At 69.6% G+C, this 20,526-nt stretch carries 23 protein-coding genes; 13 read left to right on the forward strand and 10 right to left on the reverse strand.

Translation table 11 applies throughout. The annotated features are described in order from the left end of the window. Positions 1 to 42 precede the first annotated feature (42 nt). From apaG to thiL, 4 genes are all read left to right on the forward strand, one after another. Positions 43 to 441, forward strand: coding sequence for a Co2+/Mg2+ efflux protein ApaG (gene apaG, locus VAR608DRAFT_RS35020; protein ID WP_088958238.1), 399 nt, complete (start codon positions 43 to 45; stop codon positions 439 to 441). A 76-nt stretch (positions 442 to 517) separates the two neighbouring features. Continuing rightward, a complete protein-coding gene (locus VAR608DRAFT_RS35025; RefSeq protein ID WP_088959153.1) occupies positions 518 to 1,786 on the forward strand; it encodes a cation:proton antiporter in 1,269 nt (422 codons plus the stop codon). Between the two features lie 154 nt (positions 1,787 to 1,940). Beyond that, entirely contained in the window at positions 1,941 to 3,065 is a 1,125-nt protein-coding gene (locus VAR608DRAFT_RS35030) for a YbdK family carboxylate-amine ligase (RefSeq protein WP_088959154.1), read from the forward strand. A gap of 13 nt (positions 3,066 to 3,078) precedes the next feature. Then, a complete protein-coding gene (gene thiL / locus VAR608DRAFT_RS35035; RefSeq protein WP_088959155.1) occupies positions 3,079 to 4,044 on the forward strand; it encodes a thiamine-phosphate kinase in 966 nt (321 codons plus the stop codon). Between the two features lie 23 nt (positions 4,045 to 4,067). Here the strand turns inward: thiL and VAR608DRAFT_RS35040 are convergent, their stop codons facing one another. Together VAR608DRAFT_RS35040 and VAR608DRAFT_RS35045 are read right to left on the reverse strand one after the other, a co-directional pair. After that, positions 4,068 to 5,885, reverse strand: a complete 1,818-nt coding sequence (locus tag VAR608DRAFT_RS35040) for an ATP-binding response regulator (protein ID WP_088958239.1) — start codon at positions 5,883 to 5,885, stop codon at positions 4,068 to 4,070. Next, positions 5,885 to 6,505: a response regulator gene (locus tag VAR608DRAFT_RS35045; protein ID WP_088959156.1), complete on the reverse strand. Its 621-nt coding sequence runs from the start codon at positions 6,503 to 6,505 to the stop codon at positions 5,885 to 5,887. Before VAR608DRAFT_RS35045 ends, VAR608DRAFT_RS35040 begins: the two co-directional genes overlap by 1 nt. Before the next feature lie 82 nt (positions 6,506 to 6,587). On the opposite strand from VAR608DRAFT_RS35045, the gene VAR608DRAFT_RS35050 reads away from it, so the two are divergent. From VAR608DRAFT_RS35050 to VAR608DRAFT_RS35075, 6 genes are all read left to right on the forward strand, one after another. Beyond that, positions 6,588 to 6,842, forward strand: a complete 255-nt coding sequence (locus tag VAR608DRAFT_RS35050; RefSeq protein WP_088958240.1) for a hypothetical protein — start codon at positions 6,588 to 6,590, stop codon at positions 6,840 to 6,842. 88 nt (positions 6,843 to 6,930) lie between these two features. Next, entirely contained in the window at positions 6,931 to 7,464 is a 534-nt protein-coding gene (locus VAR608DRAFT_RS35055) for a phosphatidylglycerophosphatase A family protein (protein WP_088958241.1), read from the forward strand. Positions 7,465 to 7,469: 5 nt separating this feature from the next. Next, positions 7,470 to 7,976 carry a CinA family protein gene (locus tag VAR608DRAFT_RS35060; protein ID WP_088959157.1) on the forward strand — a complete coding sequence of 169 codons (507 nt, stop codon included), beginning with the start codon at positions 7,470 to 7,472 and terminating at the stop codon, positions 7,974 to 7,976. 3 nt (positions 7,977 to 7,979) lie between these two features. Then, positions 7,980 to 8,477: a nuclear transport factor 2 family protein gene (locus tag VAR608DRAFT_RS35065; protein ID WP_088958242.1), complete on the forward strand. Its 498-nt coding sequence runs from the start codon at positions 7,980 to 7,982 to the stop codon at positions 8,475 to 8,477. 16 nt (positions 8,478 to 8,493) lie between these two features. Beyond that, the gene (locus VAR608DRAFT_RS35070) at positions 8,494 to 8,802 is read left to right on the forward strand and encodes a GNAT family N-acetyltransferase (protein WP_088958243.1); all 309 of its coding nucleotides are present in this window, start codon (positions 8,494 to 8,496) and stop codon (positions 8,800 to 8,802) included. Positions 8,803 to 8,838: 36 nt separating this feature from the next. After that, positions 8,839 to 9,282 (forward strand): GFA family protein, encoded by a 444-nt coding sequence (locus VAR608DRAFT_RS35075; RefSeq protein WP_088958244.1) that lies wholly within the window; start codon positions 8,839 to 8,841, stop codon positions 9,280 to 9,282. Between the two features lie 7 nt (positions 9,283 to 9,289). On the opposite strand, the gene VAR608DRAFT_RS35080 is transcribed toward VAR608DRAFT_RS35075, so the two are convergent. Together VAR608DRAFT_RS35080 and VAR608DRAFT_RS35085 are read right to left on the reverse strand one after the other, a co-directional pair. Next, positions 9,290 to 10,468 carry an MFS transporter gene (locus VAR608DRAFT_RS35080; RefSeq protein WP_088959158.1) on the reverse strand — a complete coding sequence of 393 codons (1,179 nt, stop codon included), beginning with the start codon at positions 10,466 to 10,468 and terminating at the stop codon, positions 9,290 to 9,292. 58 nt (positions 10,469 to 10,526) lie between these two features. Further along, positions 10,527 to 11,309, reverse strand: coding sequence for a YecA/YgfB family protein (locus tag VAR608DRAFT_RS35085; RefSeq protein WP_088958245.1), 783 nt, complete (start codon positions 11,307 to 11,309; stop codon positions 10,527 to 10,529). A gap of 147 nt (positions 11,310 to 11,456) precedes the next feature. Between VAR608DRAFT_RS35085 and VAR608DRAFT_RS35090 the strand changes: the two genes are divergently transcribed. After that, positions 11,457 to 12,353 (forward strand): hypothetical protein, encoded by an 897-nt coding sequence (locus VAR608DRAFT_RS35090; protein ID WP_088958246.1) that lies wholly within the window; start codon positions 11,457 to 11,459, stop codon positions 12,351 to 12,353. Positions 12,354 to 12,391: 38 nt separating this feature from the next. Here the strand turns inward: VAR608DRAFT_RS35090 and VAR608DRAFT_RS35095 are convergent, their stop codons facing one another. The 3 genes from VAR608DRAFT_RS35095 to VAR608DRAFT_RS35105 all read right to left on the reverse strand — a co-directional run bounded on the left by VAR608DRAFT_RS35095 (position 12,392) and on the right by VAR608DRAFT_RS35105 (position 14,881). Continuing rightward, positions 12,392 to 12,793: a putative toxin-antitoxin system toxin component, PIN family gene (locus VAR608DRAFT_RS35095; protein WP_088958247.1), complete on the reverse strand. Its 402-nt coding sequence runs from the start codon at positions 12,791 to 12,793 to the stop codon at positions 12,392 to 12,394. 20 nt (positions 12,794 to 12,813) lie between these two features. Further along, positions 12,814 to 13,518 carry a glutathione S-transferase N-terminal domain-containing protein gene (locus tag VAR608DRAFT_RS35100; RefSeq protein ID WP_088958248.1) on the reverse strand — a complete coding sequence of 235 codons (705 nt, stop codon included), beginning with the start codon at positions 13,516 to 13,518 and terminating at the stop codon, positions 12,814 to 12,816. Positions 13,519 to 13,615: 97 nt separating this feature from the next. Next, on the reverse strand, positions 13,616 to 14,881 hold the full coding sequence (locus tag VAR608DRAFT_RS35105) for a THUMP domain-containing class I SAM-dependent RNA methyltransferase (RefSeq protein WP_088958249.1): 1,266 nt from the start codon (positions 14,879 to 14,881) through the stop codon (positions 13,616 to 13,618). A gap of 56 nt (positions 14,882 to 14,937) precedes the next feature. Here VAR608DRAFT_RS35105 and VAR608DRAFT_RS35110 point away from each other — a divergent pair, with 56 nt between their 5' ends. Together VAR608DRAFT_RS35110 and VAR608DRAFT_RS35115 are read left to right on the forward strand one after the other, a co-directional pair. Continuing rightward, positions 14,938 to 16,713 carry a hybrid sensor histidine kinase/response regulator gene (locus tag VAR608DRAFT_RS35110; RefSeq protein ID WP_088959159.1) on the forward strand — a complete coding sequence of 592 codons (1,776 nt, stop codon included), beginning with the start codon at positions 14,938 to 14,940 and terminating at the stop codon, positions 16,711 to 16,713. Between the two features lie 20 nt (positions 16,714 to 16,733). After that, complete coding sequence (locus VAR608DRAFT_RS35115; RefSeq protein ID WP_088958250.1) at positions 16,734 to 17,372, forward strand: YceI family protein; 639 nt, start codon at positions 16,734 to 16,736, stop codon at positions 17,370 to 17,372. A gap of 5 nt (positions 17,373 to 17,377) precedes the next feature. Here VAR608DRAFT_RS35115 and VAR608DRAFT_RS35120 read toward each other — a convergent pair whose 3' ends face one another. The 3 genes from VAR608DRAFT_RS35120 to lptA are packed head-to-tail and all read right to left on the reverse strand — an operon-like array spanning position 17,378 to position 20,463. Beyond that, positions 17,378 to 18,961 carry an RNA polymerase factor sigma-54 gene (locus VAR608DRAFT_RS35120; RefSeq protein WP_088958251.1) on the reverse strand — a complete coding sequence of 528 codons (1,584 nt, stop codon included), beginning with the start codon at positions 18,959 to 18,961 and terminating at the stop codon, positions 17,378 to 17,380. Between the two features lie 21 nt (positions 18,962 to 18,982). Next, positions 18,983 to 19,777: an LPS export ABC transporter ATP-binding protein gene (gene lptB / locus VAR608DRAFT_RS35125; protein WP_088958252.1), complete on the reverse strand. Its 795-nt coding sequence runs from the start codon at positions 19,775 to 19,777 to the stop codon at positions 18,983 to 18,985. Next, a complete protein-coding gene (gene lptA / locus VAR608DRAFT_RS35130; RefSeq protein ID WP_088958253.1) occupies positions 19,774 to 20,463 on the reverse strand; it encodes a lipopolysaccharide transport periplasmic protein LptA in 690 nt (229 codons plus the stop codon). The genes lptB and lptA overlap by 4 nt, the downstream gene beginning before the upstream one ends. Positions 20,464 to 20,526 lie beyond the last annotated feature (63 nt).

Genomic DNA, 20,526 nt, shown 5'->3' on the forward strand with positions numbered 1-20,526 from the left:
AGACGCAATGCCGGAGCTCGGGGGCGATGTAGGATGCTTGGGATGTCCAGCTTCCCGATGACCGTGCAGGTCGAGCCCCGATTCCTGCCCGACCAGTCTTCGCCCGAAGACGGCGTGTACACCTTCGCCTATGCGGTGACGATCACCAACAACGGCCGGCAGGCGGCGCAGGTCATTGCCCGACACTGGTTCATCCAGGACGCCGCAGGCCACACGCAGGAGGTCGCCGGCCTCGGCGTGATCGGGCAGCAGCCGCTGCTCGCGCCCGGCGAGACCTTCCGCTACACCAGCGGCTGCCGGCTGCAGGCATCGACCGGTACCATGCACGGCAGTTTCTTCATCGTGACGGAACGGGCGGAGCGCTTCGACGTGCCCATTCCCATGTTCGTGCTGGAAGCCGATGCGGGGGGCGGCATGCCCACCCCGCGCGTGCTGCACTGAAGCACGTTTCTTCTTTCTCCATGAACGCCCTCGTGCGCTCTGGATGTTTCGCGGCCTGCGCCGCCGAGTCAGGTTGATGACGTCTATCTTCACCAGTGATCTGCTGGGTTTCTGGGCCGAGTGGGTCCGACCTTCCGCCGGCCTGCCCACGGTCCTGTGGGCCCTGTTGCTGGCCGCCGCGGCAGCGGCCGGCCACCTCGTTCAGCGCTACATCGGCATGCCGAAGGTGCTCGGCTATTCGATCGTCGGCACCGTGGTGGGCTTCGCCGGCTTCGAAGGCGCGATCTGGCCCTTGCAGGGCATCAGCCTGTTCCTGGTCGAGCTCGGCGTGGCGATCGTGCTGTTCGAGGCGGGCGGCCGCCTGCCGCTGCGCTGGTTCCGCCACAACCCGATGATCCTGGTGCAGAGCATCCTCGAATCGGCGCTGACCTATTTCGGGGTCTTCTGGACGCTGCACTGGCTCGACGTGCCCGACCCGGTGGCCAACCCGGTCGCGCTGATCGCGATCGTCGCCTCGCCCGCGGTGCTGACGCGCGTGGTGATCGACACGCGCGCCTCGGGCCCGGTGACCGAACGCGCGATGACGCTCGCGACGCTCAACACCTTCTACGCGCTGGCGCTCGGCTATGCGCAGGCCGGGCTGATCGAGCATGCGCCGCTCGGACTCATCCAGAAGCTGCAGCCGGTGCTCGTGGTGCTCGGCATGTCCTTCGTGGTCGGCGCGCTGATGGCGCTGTCGCTGCGCTCGGCGCTGCGCGTGATGAGCCCGACCAGCGAGAACACCTCGATCCTGCTGCTCGCGATCATCGCCGCGGGCGCGGCGCTGGCGGCGCACTTCGGCGGCTCCGCGCCGCTCGCGGCGCTCATCGGCGGGGTGCTGCTGAAGGCGCTCAACCCCAAGCCGTGGACGTGGCCGCGCCAGCTCGGCACCGCCGCCACGCTGATCACGATGATGATGTTCGTGCTCGTCTCCACCGTGGCTGCGCAGGCCGACTGGAGCCTGCCGGTCGCGGGCATGGTGCTGGCGATGATCGGCGTGCGCGCCTTCGCCAAGATCGCCGGCGTGGCGATCGCCAATCCGGGCAGTGGCGCCAGCTGGAAGCAGGCCCTGTGGGTGGGCTGCGCGATGTCGCCGCTGTCCTCGATCGCCCTCCTGATCGCGTCGGCTTTCGTGACCGCTTCGCCGCTCCTGGGTGCGATGATCACGCAGATCACGCTGCCGGCGATCCTGCTGATGGAAGTGCTCGGCGCGGTGATCGCGACGATCGCCATCCACGGCGCTGGCGAGAGTTCCAAACCCTGGTTTCCCGAGGCCTTCCGCGCCGTGGAGGACACGCAACGATGAGCGCAGCGCCGGGCCGCCCCCAGCAAGCTCAAGCCCCCTCGGGGGGCAGCGAGGACACGCAGTGCCGAGCGTGGGGGCCGATATGAGCCTGCGCACGCCGCCGCCTCCGCCGTCGAACGCGGACGACATGCCCTCGACGCCGAACCGGCGCGTGGTGCACATGGAGCGCTTCAACAAGTCGGTCGCGCTCTCGCTCGGCGTCGAGCTCGAGCTGCAACTGGTCAACACGCACGACTACGACCTCGCGCCCTATGCCGAGGACATGCTGCGGCTCATGGCGCAGACGCAGCTTCCGGGCAGCGTGGTGCCGGAGATGACCTCCAGCATGATCGAGATCTCCACCGGCGTGTGCCATTCGGCAGAGGACGTGCTCGCGCAGCTCACGCCGATCCGCGACGCGCTGGTGCGCAACGCCGACAAGCTCAACATCGCGGTGGTCGGCGGCGGCACGCATGCCTTCCAGCAGTGGCACGAGCGGCGCATCTACGACAAGCCGCGCTTTCGCGAGCTGTCCGAGCTCTACGGCTATCTGTCGAAGCAGTTCACCATCTTCGGCCAGCACGTGCACATCGGCTGCCCCGATGCCGATGCGGCGCTCCTGATGCTGCATCGCATGTCGCGCTACATCCCGCACTTCATCGCGCTGTCGGCGTCCTCGCCCTTCGTGCAGGGGCAGGACACGCAGTTCGATTCCGCGCGGCTCAACTCGGTGTTCGCGTTTCCGCTGTCGGGCCGCGCGCCGTTCACGCTGTCGTGGAAGGAGTTCGAGAACTACTTCATGCGCATGACGCGGACCGGCGTGGTGCGCAGCATGAAGGACTTCTACTGGGACATCCGCCCGAAGCCCGAATTCGGCACCATCGAGATCCGCGTCTTCGACACGCCGCTGACCGTCGAGCGCGCCGCCGCGCTGGCGGGCTACGTGCAGTCGCTCGCCGCGTGGTTCCTGCAGGAGCAGCCCTTCACGCCGGTGGAGGACGACTACCTCGTCTACACCTACAACCGCTTCCAGGCCTGCCGCTTCGGGCTCGATGCGGTCTACGTCGATCCCGCGAGCGGCGAGCACATGCCGCTGCGCGACCATATCCTGATGACCATGACCCAACTCGAATGGCACAGCGAGGCGCTCAACGCCACGCAGGCCCTGGCGGCGCTGCGCACCAGCGTGGAGGCCAATCGCAACGACGCGCGTTGGCTGCGCGAGCGGCAAGGCAAGGAGAAGCTGCTGGCCGAGACGGTGCGGCAGTCGGCGCTGCGCTTCCGGAACGCGGCGCCGTGAGGTCGACATGAGCATGGGCGAATTCGACCTCATCGAGCGCTACTTCAGGCGCCCCGCAAAGCGCTCGCCGCTGGGCGTGGGCGACGACTGCGCGCTGCTGGCGCCGGCCGCGGGCATGCAGCTCGCGGTCTCTTCCGACATGCTGGTCGAAGGCCGGCACTTTCTCTCCACGGTCGACGCCGAGCGGCTCGGCCACAAGGCGCTGGCGGTCAATCTCAGCGACCTCGCGGCCTGCGGCGCGAAACCACTCGCGTTCACGCTCGCGCTCGCGCTGCCGGCGGTCGATGAACAGTGGCTCTCCGGCTTTTCGCGCGGCCTCTTCGCGCTGGCGCACCTGCACAACTGCGAGCTGGTCGGCGGCGACACCACGCGCGGGCCGCTCAACATCTGCATCACGGTGTTCGGCGAAGTGCCCGCCGGCGGCGCCCTGCTGCGCTCCGGCGCGAAGGCGGGCGACGACGTCTGGGTCAGCGGCACGCTCGGCGATGCGCGACTGGCGCTCGAGGTGTTTCGCGGCACGCTGTCCCTGCCGGGCGATCTCTTCGAGCGGGCACGCGCGCGCATGGAGCAGCCGACGCCGCGCGTCGCGCTCGGGCAGGCGCTGCGCGGCATCGCGTCCGCCGCGGTCGACATCAGCGACGGGCTGGTGGGCGATCTCGGCCACATCCTCAAGGCCAGCGGCGTGGGCGCGACGCTCGATGCCGACGCGGCTGCCGGGCTGGTCGGGATCGAGGAGTTCGCCAACGATCTCGGCATCGACACCCTGCGCGCCTGCGCACTCGCGGGCGGCGACGACTACGAGCTCGCCTTCACCGCACCGCCGTCGGCGCGCGAAGCGGTCGAGCAGGCCGGCCGCGCCGCATCGGTGCACGTCACGCGCATCGGCCGCATCGAAGCGGAAGCGGGGCTGCGCCTCGTCGACGGGCTGGGCCAGCCGGTCGCGCAGCACTGCTACGCCTCCTTCGACCACTTCAGGTAGCCGCAGCCACCCGGACTGCGCGCTCAGGCCCGCTTCAGGCTCGAGCCGGGCGTTGCGTCGAGCAAGGCGAAGGACGAGTCCAGCTCGACTTCGTTCAGCACGCACACCAGCCCGTGGTAGAGCTGGTTCGGCGACACCGGCTTGTGCAGGAGCGGCACGCCGCTGGCGCGCGCCTCGCGCAGACGCTGCGGCGCAGTGTCGCCGGTGATGAGCAGCGCCGGCAGCGCGGGGCCGAATTCCGCGCGCAATGCCGCGATCGCTTCCGCGCCGGTGCGCAGTTCGCGCAGGCGGTAGTCGCTGATGACGAGCCCCGGCGGGCGCAGCCGCGCGAGCGCCAGCGCCTCCTCGATGGAATCGGCCACGTCGCACTCGCAGCCCCAGGCGGTGAGGAGCTGGCGCATGCCGGCGCGGATCGCGTCGTCGTCGTCGATGACGAGCACGCGCACATCGAAGACACGCGAATGGCCGGGAATGACTTCGACCCCGCGGCTCACCACGCCCATCCGGGCCGTCGGCAATGCGAGGCGAAAGACGCTGCCGCGCCCCGGCCGCGAAGCGAGCGTGAGCGCGGTGCCCAGCGCACGCGCCAGCCCCTGCGCGATCGCGAGGCCCAGCCCCAGGCCCTTGCGCCGGTCACGCTCGGCATTGCCGAGCTGGTGGAACTCGCGAAAGATGTCCTCGTGCTGCGAGGCCTCGATGCCGATGCCGGTGTCCCACACCTCGATCACCGCACGGCCCTCGCGCTCGCGGCAGGCCACCAGCACGCCGCCGCGCTCGGTGTAGCGGATCGCGTTCGACACCAGGTTGCGCAGGATCAGCGCCACCAGCGCCGGATCGGAGCGCACCGCCACATGGGTTTCGTGCGAGCGGTAGACGATGCCCTTCGCATCGGCCTGCGGCGCGAGCTCGTTCTCGATCTTGTTGAAGAGCGGCTGCAGCGGGAACACCTGCATCTGCGGTTCGACCACGCCGGCCTCGATGCGCGAGAAATCGAGCAGCGTGTCGAGCATTTCGGCCGATGCCTGCCAGGTGGCGCGCGCGTTCGCGAGCGCGTCCTGCTGCGAGGCCGAGAGCTTGCTGCGCGCGAGCACCTCGAGGAAAAGCCCCTGTGCGTGGATCGGCTGGCGCAGGTCGTGGCTCGCCGCGGCCAGGAACTTGGACTTCGCGAGATTGGCCTCGTCCGCCTGCTGGTGCGCGGCCTGCGCGTGCTCGGTCTCGACGCGCAGGCGCTCGATCAGCTCCACGTTCTCGAAGCGCAGCTTGATGGCCGCCAGCGCCGCCTTGGCGCTGTTGCGCGCCTGCCCGAGCAGGGTCGCGACGTAGAGCAGACCGGCCACGCCGAGCGCGTTGTAGGCCGGATCGTCCAGCGTCCAGAGCTTGGCGGCGAGCACCGCGAGCTCGGCGGCGCCGAACACGATGAACACCGGCAGCACCGGCGCCAGCGAGGACATCGAACTGCCGGCCACGCCCGCGAGCACCGCGACCACCAGCACGCTGCCGGCCAGCGTCGTGGTGCCGAGCGCGGCCCATGCGAGCGCGCCCCAGATCGCGCCGTCGACCGCGTTGAGCACCGTCTGCTGCCACACGAGACCCGGCGCCCGCTCGGGCGGGATCTCCATGGCCAGCATGCGCCGCGCCTCGCGCGCGCACCAGAGCTTGCTCAGGATCACCGTGCCGGCCCACACGCGCAGCCCGGTCGCGTTGCTTGGGTTCGACAGCACCCACACCAGCAGCAGCGCCACGAGGATGGTCGGACCCACCGAGCTGCCGACGTTGCCCAGCAGCAGGCGCAGTTGCTCCACCAGCGTGCGCCCTTCGGCGAGGCGCAGCGGATTGCGCATCAGGAGACGAGCCCCCGGCGGCGCGCCTCGAAGCCGGCTTCGGAGCGGCTCGACACCTCGAGCGCCGCGAGCACCGCCTGCACGTGGCCGCGCACCGTGTTCTCCGACAGATCGAGACGCCGGCCGATCACCTTGTTCGACAGGCCCTGGCACAGCAGGTCGAGCACCTCGAACTGCCGCGGCGTCAGCAGCTGACGCGCCTGCCCGCCGCTGGCCGGCGGCGCATCGGCGTGCACCGGGGTCTCGACTTCCTGCCCGCGGCGCAGCTGCTCGATGACCGCGAGGATGTTGTCGGCCGTCTCTGCCTTGGAGACGAAGGCCGCCGCCCCGCGATCCAGCGCGAGGCGCACGCTCTGCGGCGTGGCGTCGGAAGACAGGATGACCACCGGCGCATCGGGCCACTTGCGCCTGACGAGCGCGATGCCTTCGAGGCCGTTCAGGCCGTGGAGCTGGATGTCGAGCAACACCAGACCGGGATCGGCCATGCCGGTCTTCATCGCCTCTTCCAGCGAGCCGGCCTCGGCCACTTCCACGTCGGCGATTCCGGACGAAAGCACCATCCGCAATCCGCAGCGGAACATGGCGTGGTCGTCGATGAGAAGGATCCTGGCAGGCAGCATGACCCGCGAATTCTGCGCGAAGTCCGGCCGGTCCAAATGGACTATTTACCGCCAGCGGCGGGGTGCCGATGATTGCCTTGCCATGAAGCCCGTGCTCGAGATCCGCCGTGTCGAATCAGACGCCTACTCCTATCGCATCGGCGATCAGGAAGCCGGCGGCTTCTTCGCGTCGGTCGAGCACTGCCTGATCGACGCGGCCGCTTCGCTCGGCCACTACTTCGCGAGCGTGGAGCTGAATTTCGAAGGCCTGTTCCTCGGCGCCTGCGCCCTCGAGTCCCTGCGCCGCACGCCGAAGGCGGTCGCCCAGCGCATCGAGCAGCACTTCCAGCCGGCCTGAGCGCAAGACACCGGCGGGCGGCACGCCAAACGGACCGCAGATGGGCGACACTGTCGCCCTCATGTCCGCTGCTTCCCCACCCGGTGCCATGCCCGACCTCTCACCGCGCCGCGCCACGGTGCGCTTCATGTTCGAACATCCGGCGCATCTGATCGCCCTGGGCTTCGGCTCGGGCCTGCCGCGCCGCGCACCCGGCACCTTCGGCACGCTCTGGGCGTGGGCGGCCTACCTGGCGATGCAGCTCTGGCTGTCCCACGCGGCGATCGGCTGGGTGATCCTCGCGTCGCTGCCGATCGGCTGGTGGGCCTGCACCGTCACCGCCCGGCACATGAACGTGGCCGACCCCGGCAATATCGTGTGGGACGAAGTGGTGGCGTTCTGGATCGTGCTCTGGCTCGTCATGCCGGCCGGGCTGCTCATGCAGCTCTTCGCCTTCGCGCTCTTCCGCTTGTTCGACGCGGTCAAGCGCGGTCCCGTGGGCTGGGCCGATCAGCTCTTCAAGCAGAAGGACACGACACCCGAGACGATGCGCTGGCGCGCAGCCGGATTCGGCATCCTCTTCGACGATCTGGTGGCGGCCTTCTGCACGCTCCTGGTGATCGCCGTCCTTCGCGCCTGGTGACCACGATGACGCAGACCTCCGCCCTTTCCGATCTCGACACACCGGCGCTGGTGCAGACGCTCGCCGACCTGCTGCAGCGCAAGCGCTGGATGATGGCCACCGCCGAGAGCTGCACCGGCGGCCTCATCGCCGGCGCGTGCACCGATCTGTCGGGCTCCAGCAACTGGTTCGAGCGCGGCTTCGTCAGCTATTCGAACGAGGCCAAGACCGAGCTGCTCGGCGTCGATCCCGCGCTGATCCAGGCACACGGCGCGGTGAGCGAGCCAGTCGCGCGCGCGATGGCCGAGGGCGCAGTCCGGCACTCGCGGGCGCAGGTGGCGGTGGCGGTCACCGGCGTCGCCGGCCCCACCGGCGGCTCGCCGGAAAAGCCGGTGGGCACGGTGTGGTTCGGCTGGTCGGTGGACGGGCAGGTACGCACCGAGCACCGCCGCTTCGACGGCGATCGCGCGGCCGTGCGTGCCGCCACCGTTCACCACGCCCTGCAAGCACTGGCAGAAATCTTGCACTCCTGAGCCATGACGGTCACCGCGCGCAACGAACAAACCATCCGCCGCTTCTACGACGCCTTCGCGCGGCTCGATGCGGACACCATGGCCGCGTGCTACGCCGCGGATGCGAGCTTCGACGACGAGGCCTTCTCGCTGCGCGGCGCGCGCCAGATCGGCGGCATGTGGAAGATGCTGTGCAGCGGCACGCGTACCAAGGGCGCATCGGTCTGGAAGCTCCGCTACCGCGACGTGCAGGCCGACGCGGCCAGCGGGCAGGCGCACTGGGATGCGCACTACCTCTTCAGCGCGACCGGCCGCATCGTCGACAACGCGATCGACTCGCGCTTCACCTTCACGCCCGAGGGCCTGATCGCGACGCAGCGCGACAGCTTCGACTTCTGGCGCTGGTCCCGGCAGGCGCTCGGCACGCCGGGCCTGCTCCTGGGCTGGTCGCCGATGCTGCGCAACAAGGTGCGCGCCACGGCGGCGGCCAATCTCGCGACCTTTCTCGCACGCCAACCCTGAACCTCAGGACACACGCATGACGGACATCACGATCACCGACAAGCCCGAACTGCACCGCTACGAAGCAAGCATCGGCGGCGAGCTCGCGGGCTACTGCGAATACAACCTGCTGAGCAACGCGATCATGTTCACGCACACCGAGGTGCTGCCGGCGCACGAAGGCAAGGGCGTCGGCTCCGCGATCGCGCGGCACGTGCTCGACGAGGCGCGGGCGCAAGGCCGGCCGGTGATTCCGGTGTGCCAGTTCATCGCCGGATGGCTGCGCAAGCACCCCGAGTACGTGGATGTCGTGCAACCCGCGTCGCGGCGCGCTTTCAACATCTGAACGCTCGGTCCCGAGACCGAACCGAGGAGGTCTGCCATGCTGATCCAGGGCGGCTGCCACTGCGGCAACATTTCCTTCGACCTCAGCTGGGAGCCCGACCCCGCCGAGATAGCGGCGCGCGCCTGCGGCTGCTCGTTCTGCGTCAAGCACGGCGGCGTGTGGACGTCCAATCCCGCCGGCGCGCTGCGCGTGACGGTGCGCGACCCGTCGCTCGATCCGGGCTACTTCTTCGGAACGGGCACCGGCCGCTTCCACGTCTGCAGCCGCTGCGGCGTGGTGCCGCTCGTGACCTGCGAACTGGACGGGCGCACCTACGCGGTCGTGAACGTGAACAGCTTCGGCAACGTGGACCGGTCGCTGCTGCGGCCGGTGCCGGCGTCGTTCGAGGGCGAGGACCTCGACGCACGCCTGGCGCGCAGAAAGCGCAACTGGATCGGCGATGTGACCTTCACCACACCGGCTCCGGAGGCGGCCGCCTGAGGCGCGTTCAAGCGCCGTTCCTCGGCGCCGGCAGCCACGCGAACGCGATCGTCGCGCCCACCAGCAGCAGCGCGATCGTCGCGAGCACGGCCCGGAAGGGATCGGCGCCATGCACCTGTGCCACCGACGCGGCGACGCCGGTGACCCACTGCATCAGCGCCACGCCAAGGAACATCGCCATCGTGAACACCGCCATCGCGCGCCCGGTGATGGCGGCCGGATACGCCGCGCGCACGTCGGCGTACTGCCAGACGATGAAGCCCGAGGCGAAGCCGATCAGCACCGCGCAGACGATGTCGACCCACACACTGGCGAACAGCGCGATCGCGGCGAAGAAGCCCGTATACGCGAACGCGCAGGCCACGATGCGCCGCCGGCGCGCCGGGCCGCCCTGATCCATGCGGCCGAAGAGCGGCGCACCGGCCAGCGAGATGACCGACACGATCAGCGCCACGTTGCCGCTCTGCACCAGCGTGAAGCCGTGGCGCTCCACCAGCAGCGGGCCGAGCCACAGGCCGCGCAGCGAGATGAAGGCCGCGTAGGTCACGGCGCCGAGCACCATGATGCCGAGCGTGTGGGGCAGCGCGAACAGCGCGCCGAACTGCCGCAGCGCCGCCAGCACCGATTCGCGCGGGCCGCCGGCCGTCGGCGTTGGCTCGCGCACCCACCAGAGGATCGACAGCCACGCGAGCACCGAAGCGACCGCGAGCACCGCGAAGCCCATGCGCCATGAATGCGCCTGCACCAGCCAGGCGAGCGGCGTACCGGTCATCAGCATGCCCACGCCGCCGATGCTGAGCACCAGCCCCGAGACCGACGCGAATCGCGTCACCGGAAAGTGCCGCGCGATGAACACGGTGCACACCAGGAAGGCCGGCGCGCAGCCGACGCCGATCAGCACCTGCCCCGCCACGAGCAGCCCGTAGCCCGGCGCGAACGCGGAAAGGACGGCGCCGGCGATGGCGAGCGGAAACGCGGTCAGCATCGTGCGCCGCACGCCATGCAGGTCGATGCCGATGCCCATGAAAAGCTGCATCGCACCGAAGGCGAAATGGAAGGCGGCCGAGAAGATCCCGAGCGCCTGTGCCGTCAGCCCGAATTCCTTCTGCAGCGGCCCCGCCATGATCGCGCCCACCGTGCGGAAGGCCTGGCTCAGCGCGAAGGCCGTGCACAGCGCGAACACCATGGCCCATGCGGTGCGTGCCGGCAGCGCGCTGGCGGTGGACCTCAGGCCGGTGCCTGCCTCAGGCACCGTGGCACTTCTTGTACTTTTTCCCGCTGCCGCATGGGCACGGGTCGTTGCGCCCTGGCGTCGCTTCCTTGCGGATGGTCTCCACGCGCGGGCCCATGCTGCGCCAGAGCTGCCGCAGGTCGTACACCGCCCAGATCGCGGCGCCGAAATCATCCACGCGCTGCTGGCTCACGCTCGGCGGGCCGTCCTCGGCGTACATCGAGACCGTGGGCTGGCCCTTGTCGTCCTCGGTGAGCGTGACGATGGCGTCGAGCGCGTCGTCGAGCATCAGCGCCGCGTCCTTGTCGCGCGGCGCGCTCCATTCGTCGGGCCAGTTCTCGACCGCGTACATGAAGCCGAGCGCCCACACCTGCGCGAAGGACGGGATGGCCTCGCCGTCCATCTCGCCGCGCTCGTCCTCGGGCAGCGCGGCGATGGCGCCGCGCGTGTCGAGCACCTCGGGCTGGAAGGTGCGCTCGTCCTCGAGCGATTCGACGTCGACGTCGAGCGCGGTCTCGATCTCGCGCCAGCGGCGCTTCCAGCGCCAGACGAATTCCATGTGCTGCGCGGGAATGAATCCGTCGCCGAGCAGCACGGGCCAGTACTCGGAAGGCTCGATCGGCCGGCGCGTGCAGACCAGCGCGGCCATGAAGCCTTCGCAGAATTCCCACTGCGGAATCTCCTCGTCGTGCTCGCGCATCGCGTCGAGTGCGCTGTCCTGCGCGTCGAAATCGTCAGGGCCGAGCGGAGCGTCCGGGGACGGGGTCTTGGGGGAGGTGTCGGGAAGGGTTGTCATGTCAGTGCCGAGGCAGCCCTCTATGATGCAGCAAGGTTCCCGAAAGACCGCTATTCCTACCCCGTCGATTCCGCCGTTCCCCGCGGGTTGCGCCGCGATTTCGCCTGGCGAAATCTCGCGCGCCCGCCAGCACCTGATCCTGTCCGTATGAGCGTTGTCAGACGGGGCGGGGTTTCCTCCCGCATACAAATGCGAAAAGGCGCGGCTTCCGCGCCCGCGCCCCTCGAGGCGGACGCGCCGCCCCAGCCCGAGGACTACAGCGAATTCCTGCGCCTCGTGCTGCCGCAGCAGACCAAGGCGGTGTCGAGCCACCGCTTCGGCGGCCAGCGCGTCTGGCTGAAGAAGGCCGGCCCCCGCCATGGCAAGGCGCGCTACCGGCTGCTGGCGGCGATTTCCGCCATCCTGCGGCTCGATGTGCTGTCGCCCGTACCCAATCCGGGCGGCGAGGCGGCGATCGAGATCGAAGCGCGGCGGCTGCGCCAGCTCGGCGATGCCGGCCTGCGCGTGCCGGCGGTGCTGGCGCAGCAGACGGACGGCATGCTGATTTCCGACCTCGGCGAAAGCGGCCGGCCCGCCGTGGTGCTGCAGGAGCGGCTCGACCACGCGGCCGCCGTCGGCCCGGCCGCGCTGCTCGCGGTCTGGCGCGAGGGGCTCGATGCCATCGCGCTCGTGCATTCCCGCGACGCCTACCTGAGCCAGGCCTTCGACCGCAACCTCGTGCAGTGCCCGGACGGCACCATCGGCTACATCGATTTCGAGGACGACCCCGGCGAGACGCTGCCCCTGCCCGAATGCCAGGCGCGCGACTGGCTCAGCTACCTGCACTCCACCGCGATGCTGGTCGATGCGGCATCGCCGCATGCGGCCGCGCAGCATTGGCATGCGGTGCTGGCCGACGCGAGCGACGAGGTGCGCCACCGCCTCAGCGTCGCCGCACGCCGCATGCGCTGGCTGCGGCACCTGCCCTCGGGGCGGCGCTGGGGCCGCGATACGCAGCGGGTGCGCGCGGTGGCGAGCCTGCTGGCGCGCTGGTACGGGCGATAGGGGGGCCGCAGGCCGCCTTGGGGCGGCCCGGCGCCGGCCTAGACGGTCGAGACAGCGACGCCGTGCGCCGCGAGGCGCTTGTGCATCGAGAGCACCGCACGGTCCTTGCTGACGAGGCGTGCACCGTGCGCGACCGCGAGGTCGATGAAGATCTGGTCGTCCGGGTCGCTGCACATGCAGGACGCACGGGCAGGCACGCTGTCGACCATCTGCGCGCGCGCATCGAAGGCGGCCAGCACTTCGGCGGCCTGCCGGCCCATGGCGGCCAGCCGCAGGGCGATCAGCGGATAGCCGAGCACGCGCTCGAATTCGTCGCGCATCGCGGCGGTGGCGAGCCAGCGCAAATCGCCGGCGGCGAGCGCGGCCGCGAGCGGCGCCCGCTCCGGGTCGTCGAAAACCAGCAGGTCGAGGACGACGTTGGTGTCGAGGACGATGACCATGCCGGCGTCCGGGCGGAGGCTCAGCCGCGGCTCGGGATGTTGAGCCCGGCGATCACCGCCGGACGCGCGACGAACGCCTCCAGCACGCGCGTGACCTGCGGGAAATCGGCGATGCCGACCAGGTCCGCCGCGCCGTAGAAGCCGACCAGGTTGCGCACCCACGGAAAGATCGCGATGTCGGCGATGGTGTAGTCGCCGCCCATCACCCACCGGCGGCCTTCGAGGTGCTGGTTGAGCACGCGCAGCAGGCGCTTCGATTCATCGACATAGCGGTCGCGCGGGCGCTTGTCGTCGAAGTTCCTGCCGGCGAATTTGTGGAAGAAGCCGACCTGCCCGAACATCGGCCCGATGCCGCCCATCTGGAACATCAGCCACTGGATGGTCTGGTAGCGCGCCGCCGGGTCCTTCGGCACGAGCTTGCCGGTCTTGTCGGCGAGATAGAGGAGGATGGCGCCGGATTCGAACAGCGCCAGCGGCTTTCCGCCGGGGCCGTTCGGGTCGATGATGGCCGGGATCTTGTTGTTGGGATTGAGCGAGAGGAATTCCGGCGACATCTGGTCGTGCGATTCGAAGCTCACCAGATGCGGCTCATAGGCGAGGCCGGTTTCCTCCAGCGCGATCGATACCTTGACGCCGTTCGGAGTGGGCAGCGAATAGAGCTGAAGCCGGTCGGGATGCCTGGCGGGCCACTTCTTCGTGATGGGAAACGCGGAAAGGTCGGTCATGGCGTGATGCAGGTGATGGGGTGCGGTCGGGGCCGGGGAGGGGTGCATTCTGGCTCAGGCTTGCCCGGCGTGCAGGTCGACCGGTTTGAGCCGGATGTCATGGCGTTCCCGGCGCCTTGCCCGGCGCCCGCTCGCGCGCCGAGCCGGCCACCATGTCGAAGCGGAACAGCCGGCACTCGATCGGCCCGTTCCACATCGGCACGCGGCGCGATTCCTTGAGCCGCATGCGCTTGGGGAGCTGCATGTCGGGCGTAAGCACCCAGGCAGTCCAGCCGGCGTAGTTCTTCTTCCAGTGGCTCGCGAGCTGCACGAAGAACTCGCCGCCTTCCCCGGCCTGCGGCTCTTCGCGTCCGCGCGCCGGTGCATCGGCACGCCGGCCGCGCGTGACGCCGCCGACCTCGATGCGCTCGCCGTACGGCGGGTTGAGCACGATCACGCCCGACTCGGCCGGCGGCATGCGCTGCAGGGCATCGCCGCCGCGGAACTGCACCGCCTGGGCGACGCCCGCGCGCTCGGCATTGCGTTCGGCGAAATCGACCATGCGGTGCGACACGTCGGAGCCGAAGACCGGCGTCGGTTGCAGACCGGGCTCGGGGACGGCCTCGGCCTTCAAGGCCGTCCACACGTGCGACTGGAAGGGCAGCAGCTTCTCGAAACCGAATCGCCGCTGCGCGCCCGCCGCGATGCCGCAGGCGATCTGCGCCGCCTCGATCGCGATGGTGCCGCTGCCGCAGCAGGGGTCGTAGAGCGGCTGCGGCGAGACCGCGCCGGTTTCGGGATTCCACCAGCCGCTGGCGGCCAGCATCGCGGCGGCGAGGGTTTCCTTCAGCGGCGCATCGCCCTTGTCCTGCCGCCAGCCGCGCTTGAACAGCGGCTCGCCCGAGGTGTCGATGTAGAGCGTGCAGAACTCGGTCGTCAGGTGGGCGAAGACCCGCACGTCCGGCCACTGCGTCTCGATGCTGGGGCGCACGCCGCCGGCCTTGGCGCGAAAGCGGTCGGCGATCGCATCCTTGATGCGCAGGGTGGCGAAGTTGAGGCTCTGGAGTGGGCTGTGCTGGGCGGTGGTTTCGATCTTGAAGGTCTGCTTCGGCGTGAACCAGACTTCCCAGGCCACGCCGCTCGCGATGGCGTAGAGGTCGTTCTCGCTGCGGTAGGGCGCGTGCGCGACCTCGATCAGCACGCGCTGCGCCAGCCGGCTGTGGAGGTTGAGCTCGAGCGCATCGCGCCAGCCCGCCCTGACGCGAACACCGCCGCGCGCCGAAAGCAGATCCTGGCCGACGCGCCCGGTGAGCGCGTGGACTTCCTGCGCCAGGAAGTCCTCCACACCGGCCGCACAGGGGAGAAAAAGCGAGAGTTCGTTCACCAGCCGATTGTCGCCGCGTCGCGATGCTGTTCTACTTCCGGACTCAGCAGCAGCCGATGAGCATCTCGACCCATCCCACAGCGTCCGAGGCTTTCAAAGCCGATCGTTTCGCCGTTCGTTGCGAGGTGTTGCGGCTCAGCGCGCAGCCCGGCGCCGGCGTGCTGCTCGTCCAGTTCCTGCTCGATTGCGGCGTCGCGGCGCTGTTCGGATGGCAGTACTCGGTGCGCAACGCGCTGATCTGGATCATCCTGATCGCGGTCTCCACCGCCTACCGCGGCGTCTTTGCGCAGCGCCTGCCCGATCCCCTGACACGCGACAACCTGCCTGGCGCGCTGCGCCTGCACACGCTGCGCATCGCGATCCACGAGGGCGCGCACGGCGCGGCGGGCATCCTGCTGTTCGATCCGGCCAACCCGACCACGCAGCTCATGCTCGGCGTGGTGGTGATGGCGATGACGCTGTCCTCGGCGTTCTCGGTCTCGTACTTCGCGCCCGCGATGCAGCTGGCGATCACGCTGCTGCTCGCGCCGATGATCGTGATGGGCGTGGCCTTCGGCGCCCCCATGATGATGATGCTCGCGGCGCTCGGCATCGGGCTGCTGGCCATGGTGTGGCGGCTGGTCGGCGAACGCTCGCGCCAGCTCGAGGAAAACATCGGCCTGCGCCACAACGAAAGCACCTTGCGCGCGCAGGCGATGGCCGGCCTGCGCGAATCGCAGCAGGCGCAGGCCGAGCGGCTGCGCTTCTTCTCGGCCGCCAACCACGACCTGCGCCAACCGGTGATGGCGATGGGCCTGCAGGCCGAGGTGCTGCGCCACCAGCTCGATGCCGGCGAGGACCGGGTCACGGTGCAGAACACGCTGGCAGCGCTGTCGCGCGCGCAGCAGGCGCTCGAAGGGCTCACGAACCAGCTGCTCGAGATCGGGCGCATCGAGGCGGCAGCCGATCCGATCTCGCCGGTCGCGGTCGCGCTCGCGCCGCTCCTCTGCGAGCTGGCCCGCCAGACGGGCACCGGCCGCGTGCGGGTGCGCTGCCCGGACGATGCCGTGGCATGGACCGACGTGGTCGCCCTGCGCCGCATCCTCGGCAACCTCGTGGACAACGCGCTCAAGTTCACGCCGCGGGGCCGCGTGCTGCTGGCCTGCCGGCGGCGCGTCGACGGATGGCGCGTCGAGGTGCGCGATTCGGGCATCGGCATCGCGCCCGAGTCGCAGGACCGCGTCTTCGGCGACTTCGAGCAGATCGGCAATGTGGAGCGCAACCTGCAGCGCGGCCACGGGCTGGGGCTGGCGATCGTGCGGCGGCTGGCGCTCCGGCTGGGCGTGCAGATCACGCTGCGATCGGCGCCCGGACGCGGGTCGGTGTTCGGCTTCACGCTTCCGGCCGCGCCGCCCGATGCGCCCATCACGACCGGGATCGGGCTTGCCGCCGAGGCCGCTGCCGCCACCGCGCAGGACGCGACGCCGTTGCCTCCCGATCTCTCGGTGCTCATCGTCGAGGACAACGCGGTGGTCGCCGACAGCATCGCGGCGCTGCTGCGGCTCTGGGGCGCCCGCGCCCACGTGTGCGGCAGCGCCGTCGAGGCGCTCGCGCTGACGACCCTGGCGGGCTTCGACATCGCCCTGTGCGACATCCGCCTGCCGGGTTCGATCGACGGCATCACGCTCGCGAAGGAACTGCAGCGGCGCGCGCCCGAGCTCGCCATCGCGCTCGTTTCCGCCGACATCGACGACGCCACGCGGGAACTCGCAAGCCTCCGGGGCTGGCGGGCGCTGCGCAAGCCGGTCCGGGCGGCGGCCCTGCGCGCGCTGCTCCTACAGGCGCAGCGCTGAGCCAGGCTTATGCTTGCGCGATGGCAAGCGCGAAGCCGTTCATTTTCTTCGCCGCGCTGACGACCGCGGCGGTATTCAGCGCGGCGCAGCAGCAGACGTCCGAAGTCCTGCCGCCTCCCAAGCCCGGCGGCGGCCCCGTCAAGGGTGCGACCTATGCGGTCGACCCGGACCACACCTTCGTGATCTACGAGATCGATCACTACGGCACGACCACCAACCGCGGCCGCTTCAGCGCCAAGGAGGGCACGGTCAGGATCGGCCCGGGCGGCACGGGCGGCTCCTCGATCGACGTCACGATCGACATCGGCTCGGTCAGCACGGGCGTCGAGCTGCTCGACAGGCACTTGAAGAGCAGCGAGTTCTTCGACGCGGCCCGCTTTCCGACCGGGCACTTCGTGTCGAACAAGATCGCCTTCAGCGGCAACAAGGTGACTGCGGTCGACGGCACGCTCACGCTGATGGGTCAGGCGCGCCCCGTGACATTGAAGGCCACGCGCTTCAACTGCTACATCGCGCCGCTGATCAACCGGCAGACCTGCGGCGGCGACTTCGAGGCCACGGTGCAGCGCAGCCAGTGGGGCATCAGCTGGGGCAATTCCTTCGGCTTCGAGGACAAGGTGCGGCTGTTGGTGCAGGTCGAGGCGATCAACAGCCGGTAAGGCGCTCAGAGTGCCTTGCGCAGATTCGCCGGCGCGATGCGCAAGGCTTCGCGGTACTTGGCCACGGTGCGGCGCGCGCACTCGATGCCCTGCTCCTTGAGCATCTCGGAGATCTGGCTGTCCGAGAGCGGCTTCTTCTGGTCCTCGGCGGTCACGAACTGCTTGATGAGCGCCCGCACCGCGGTGCTCGACGCATTGCCGCCGGTCTCGGTGCCGAGCGCGGAGCCGAAGAAGTACTTGAGCTCGACCGTGCCGTAGGGCGTCGCCATGTACTTGGCGGTGGTCACGCGGCTGATGGTCGACTCGTGCAGGCCGAGCTCGTCCGCGATCTCGCGCAGCACCAGCGGGCGCATCGCGAGCTCGCCGTGCACGAAGAAGTTCTTCTGCCGCTCGACGATCGCGTTCGACACGCGCAGGATGGTGTCGAAGCGCTGCTGGATGTTCTTGATGAACCAGCGCGCCTCCTGCAGGCGCTGCGACAGCGCCTGGCTGCCCTCGCCCTTGTGCTGCTTGAGCGCGCCCGCGTAGATGTCGTGGACGCGCAGCCTCGGCATCACTTCGGGGTTGAGCATCACGCGGAACTTCGCGTTGCTGCCGTTGCCCGCGCGCGTGACGATCACGTCGGGCACGACCACGTTGCGCTCCACGTCCACGAAGCGGCGGCCCGGCTTGGGTTCGAGCCTGGCGATGAGTTGGAGCGCCGCGCGGACTTCCTCCTCGTTGCTGCGGGTGAGCGTGGCGAGCCGCTTGAAGTCGCGCTTGGCGAGCAGCTCCATCGGCTGCTTGCAAATCGCGATCGCGGTCTTGCGGATCTGTTCCTCTTCCTCGGTCTCGTCCTCGTGCGCGAGGGCGCGAAGCTGGATCGTGAGGCACTCGCCGAGATTGCGCGCGCCGACGCCGGCGGGCTCCAGGCTCTGCAGCAGGCCGAGCGCCACCTGGAAGTGATGCACCAGGTCGTCGAACTGATCGTTGTCGTCGCCGGCCAGCCCCGACGCCAGCGCGGGCAGCGAATCTTCGAGATAGCCGTCGTCGTTGAGCGATTCGATCAGGAAGCGCAGCGCGGCGCGGTCGGTTTCGTCGAGCCGCAGCGCCAGCGCCTGCCGGTGCAGGTACGACTGCAGCGACTCCTGGCTGCGCGCCAGCTCGGTGGCGTCGGCGCGCTCGTCATCATCGAGGTTGTTGGTGCGCGCGGGCGCATCGCCGCCCCATTCGCTGTCGTCGGGCGCGAGGTCGACGGTGCCGTCGCCCCCCCAGTCGGGTTCGCCGTCGAAGCCCTCCGCGACCGCGGGTTCGGCATCGCCGGTCGCCGTCGCGGTGTCGGCCGTCGAGGATGAAGCGCCGTTGCCGAAGTCGCCTTCGACCTCCGCGAGGCGGTCGTCGTCGCGCACCGGTGCATCGGCGGTTTCGAGGCCGAACTCCTCGCGCGGCGCCTCTTCGGCGGTGCGTTCCAGAAAGGGGTTTTCGTCGAGCATCTGCTCGACTTCCTGCGACAGCTCCAGCGTGGAGAGCTGCAGCAGCCGGATCGACTGCTGCAGCTGGGGAGTCAGCGCGAGATGCTGCGAAACCCGCAGCGAGAGACCCTGTTTCATGACGACCCCGGAACGCCCGCCCTACATCCTGAAATGCTCGCCGAGGTAGACGCGCCGCACCTCGGCGTTGTCGACGATCTCCGACGGCGTGCCTTGCGCCAGCACGTGCCCGTCGCTGATGATGAAGGCGTGGTCGCAGATGCCGAGCGTCTCGCGCACGTTGTGATCGGTGATCAGCACGCCGATGCCGCGCTCCTTCAGGAAGCTGATGATGCGCTGGATCTCGATGACCGCGATCGGGTCGATCCCTGCGAACGGCTCGTCGAGCAGGATGAAGCGCGGCTGCGTGGCGAGCGCGCGGGCGATCTCGACGCGGCGGCGCTCGCCGCCCGACAGCGCCAGCGCCGGCGAGTCACGCAGGTGGTCGACGCGCAGGTCGGCCAGCAGTTCGGCCAGGCGTTCCTCGATGCGCTGGTTCGACAGCGCCACCGGCCGGCCGTCGGCGCCGTGCTCGCGCTGGAGCTCGAGCACGGCGCGGACGTTTTCCTCCACCGTGAGCTTGCGAAAGATCGAGGCTTCCTGCGGCAGGTAGCTCAGGCCCATGCGCGAGCGGCGGTGGATCGGCATGTGCGCGATCGGCTCGCCGTCGATGGTGATCTCGCCGGCATCGGCCCGGACCAGCCCGACGATCATGTAGAACGAGGTGGTCTTGCCCGCGCCGTTCGGGCCGAGCAGGCCGACCACTTCGCCCTTCTGCACGCCCAGCGACACGTCCTTGACCACCTTGCGGCTGCCATAGGACTTCTGCAGGCCGCGCGCCTCGAGACGGCTGCCGGCGAAATCTGCGTTCTCGTTGAAGCCAGCGGATTCGATCACTTCTTTGCTTCCCCGCCCAGGGTGGTTGTGGAGCGCAGGCCCTTTCCGGGAGCAGGCGACTCGGCTGCCGGCGCGGGCGCCTTGTTGTCGCCGGCCGCAGCTTGCGCGGGGGGCTTCGGCGTCAGGATCGCGCGCACGCGCCCGCTCGGCTGACTCGCCACGCCGGCATTCGGCGGCAAGCCGGAACCGTTGACGGTGAAGGTGTCGTTGCTCTGGTCGTAGACGATCAGCGGGCCGCTGCTCTCGTCGTTGGGCGTCGCGCCGATCAGGCGACGCATGACCGCGCGGCGGATGAACTTCACGTTGTCGGCGCGGCTGTCGTATTCGATGGTTTCGCCCTCGCCCTCGATCCACTCGTCGTTGCCGGAGTCGCGCCTCTGCTTGTAGTAGGCGAGCTTGCCGGGGGCGGCGGTGACCACGCCGTACTGGTAGCCCTCCGGGTCCTGCCGCACGTCGATGCGCTCGCCGCGGATGGTGATCGTGCCCTTCGTGACGACCACGTTGCCGGTGAAGACGCTGGTCTGCTTGAGGTCGTCGTAGCGCATCGAGTCCGCCTCGATGTTCATCGGCTTGGCGCGGTCGGCCTTTTCAGCCAGGGCAACGGATCCGACACCCGCCAATGCCAGGGCCAGCACGAGCGCGCGGCAGAGACGACGAAGAGGGGGAGTGGAAAATGGCGAATTCATAAAGGCACGAAACTTGCTGCACGATTGTATGCGGCCGTTGGGCGGGGTTTCGCGGCCAGGATG

The sequence above is a fragment of the Variovorax sp. HW608 genome (assembly GCF_900090195.1).
Taxonomy (GTDB): domain Bacteria; phylum Pseudomonadota; class Gammaproteobacteria; order Burkholderiales; family Burkholderiaceae_C; genus Variovorax.

Coding starts and splice junctions, on each gene's coding strand:
- VAR608DRAFT_RS35095 (WP_088958247.1), bottom strand. CDS start 12,793: ATGGTCATCGTCCTCGACACCAACGTCGTCCTCGACCTGCTGGTTTTC.
- VAR608DRAFT_RS35075 (WP_088958244.1), top strand. CDS start 8,839: ATGCTGATCCAGGGCGGCTGCCACTGCGGCAACATTTCCTTCGACCTC.
- VAR608DRAFT_RS35080 (WP_088959158.1), bottom strand. CDS start 10,468: ATGGTGTTCGCGCTGTGCACGGCCTTCGCGCTGAGCCAGGCCTTCCGC.
- VAR608DRAFT_RS35065 (WP_088958242.1), top strand. CDS start 7,980: ATGACGGTCACCGCGCGCAACGAACAAACCATCCGCCGCTTCTACGAC.
- VAR608DRAFT_RS35050 (WP_088958240.1), top strand. CDS start 6,588: ATGAAGCCCGTGCTCGAGATCCGCCGTGTCGAATCAGACGCCTACTCC.
- VAR608DRAFT_RS35045 (WP_088959156.1), bottom strand. CDS start 6,505: ATGCTGCCTGCCAGGATCCTTCTCATCGACGACCACGCCATGTTCCGC.
- VAR608DRAFT_RS35025 (WP_088959153.1), top strand. CDS start 518: ATGACGTCTATCTTCACCAGTGATCTGCTGGGTTTCTGGGCCGAGTGG.
- thiL (WP_088959155.1), top strand. CDS start 3,079: ATGGGCGAATTCGACCTCATCGAGCGCTACTTCAGGCGCCCCGCAAAG.
- VAR608DRAFT_RS35110 (WP_088959159.1), top strand. CDS start 14,938: ATGAGCATCTCGACCCATCCCACAGCGTCCGAGGCTTTCAAAGCCGAT.
- VAR608DRAFT_RS35060 (WP_088959157.1), top strand. CDS start 7,470: ATGACGCAGACCTCCGCCCTTTCCGATCTCGACACACCGGCGCTGGTG.
- lptA (WP_088958253.1), bottom strand. CDS start 20,463: ATGAATTCGCCATTTTCCACTCCCCCTCTTCGTCGTCTCTGCCGCGCG.
- VAR608DRAFT_RS35055 (WP_088958241.1), top strand. CDS start 6,931: ATGCCCGACCTCTCACCGCGCCGCGCCACGGTGCGCTTCATGTTCGAA.
- apaG (WP_088958238.1), top strand. CDS start 43: ATGTCCAGCTTCCCGATGACCGTGCAGGTCGAGCCCCGATTCCTGCCC.
- VAR608DRAFT_RS35070 (WP_088958243.1), top strand. CDS start 8,494: ATGACGGACATCACGATCACCGACAAGCCCGAACTGCACCGCTACGAA.
- VAR608DRAFT_RS35120 (WP_088958251.1), bottom strand. CDS start 18,961: ATGAAACAGGGTCTCTCGCTGCGGGTTTCGCAGCATCTCGCGCTGACT.
- VAR608DRAFT_RS35115 (WP_088958250.1), top strand. CDS start 16,734: ATGGCAAGCGCGAAGCCGTTCATTTTCTTCGCCGCGCTGACGACCGCG.
- VAR608DRAFT_RS35100 (WP_088958248.1), bottom strand. CDS start 13,518: ATGACCGACCTTTCCGCGTTTCCCATCACGAAGAAGTGGCCCGCCAGG.
- VAR608DRAFT_RS35090 (WP_088958246.1), top strand. CDS start 11,457: ATGAGCGTTGTCAGACGGGGCGGGGTTTCCTCCCGCATACAAATGCGA.
- VAR608DRAFT_RS35085 (WP_088958245.1), bottom strand. CDS start 11,309: ATGACAACCCTTCCCGACACCTCCCCCAAGACCCCGTCCCCGGACGCT.
- VAR608DRAFT_RS35040 (WP_088958239.1), bottom strand. CDS start 5,885: ATGCGCAATCCGCTGCGCCTCGCCGAAGGGCGCACGCTGGTGGAGCAA.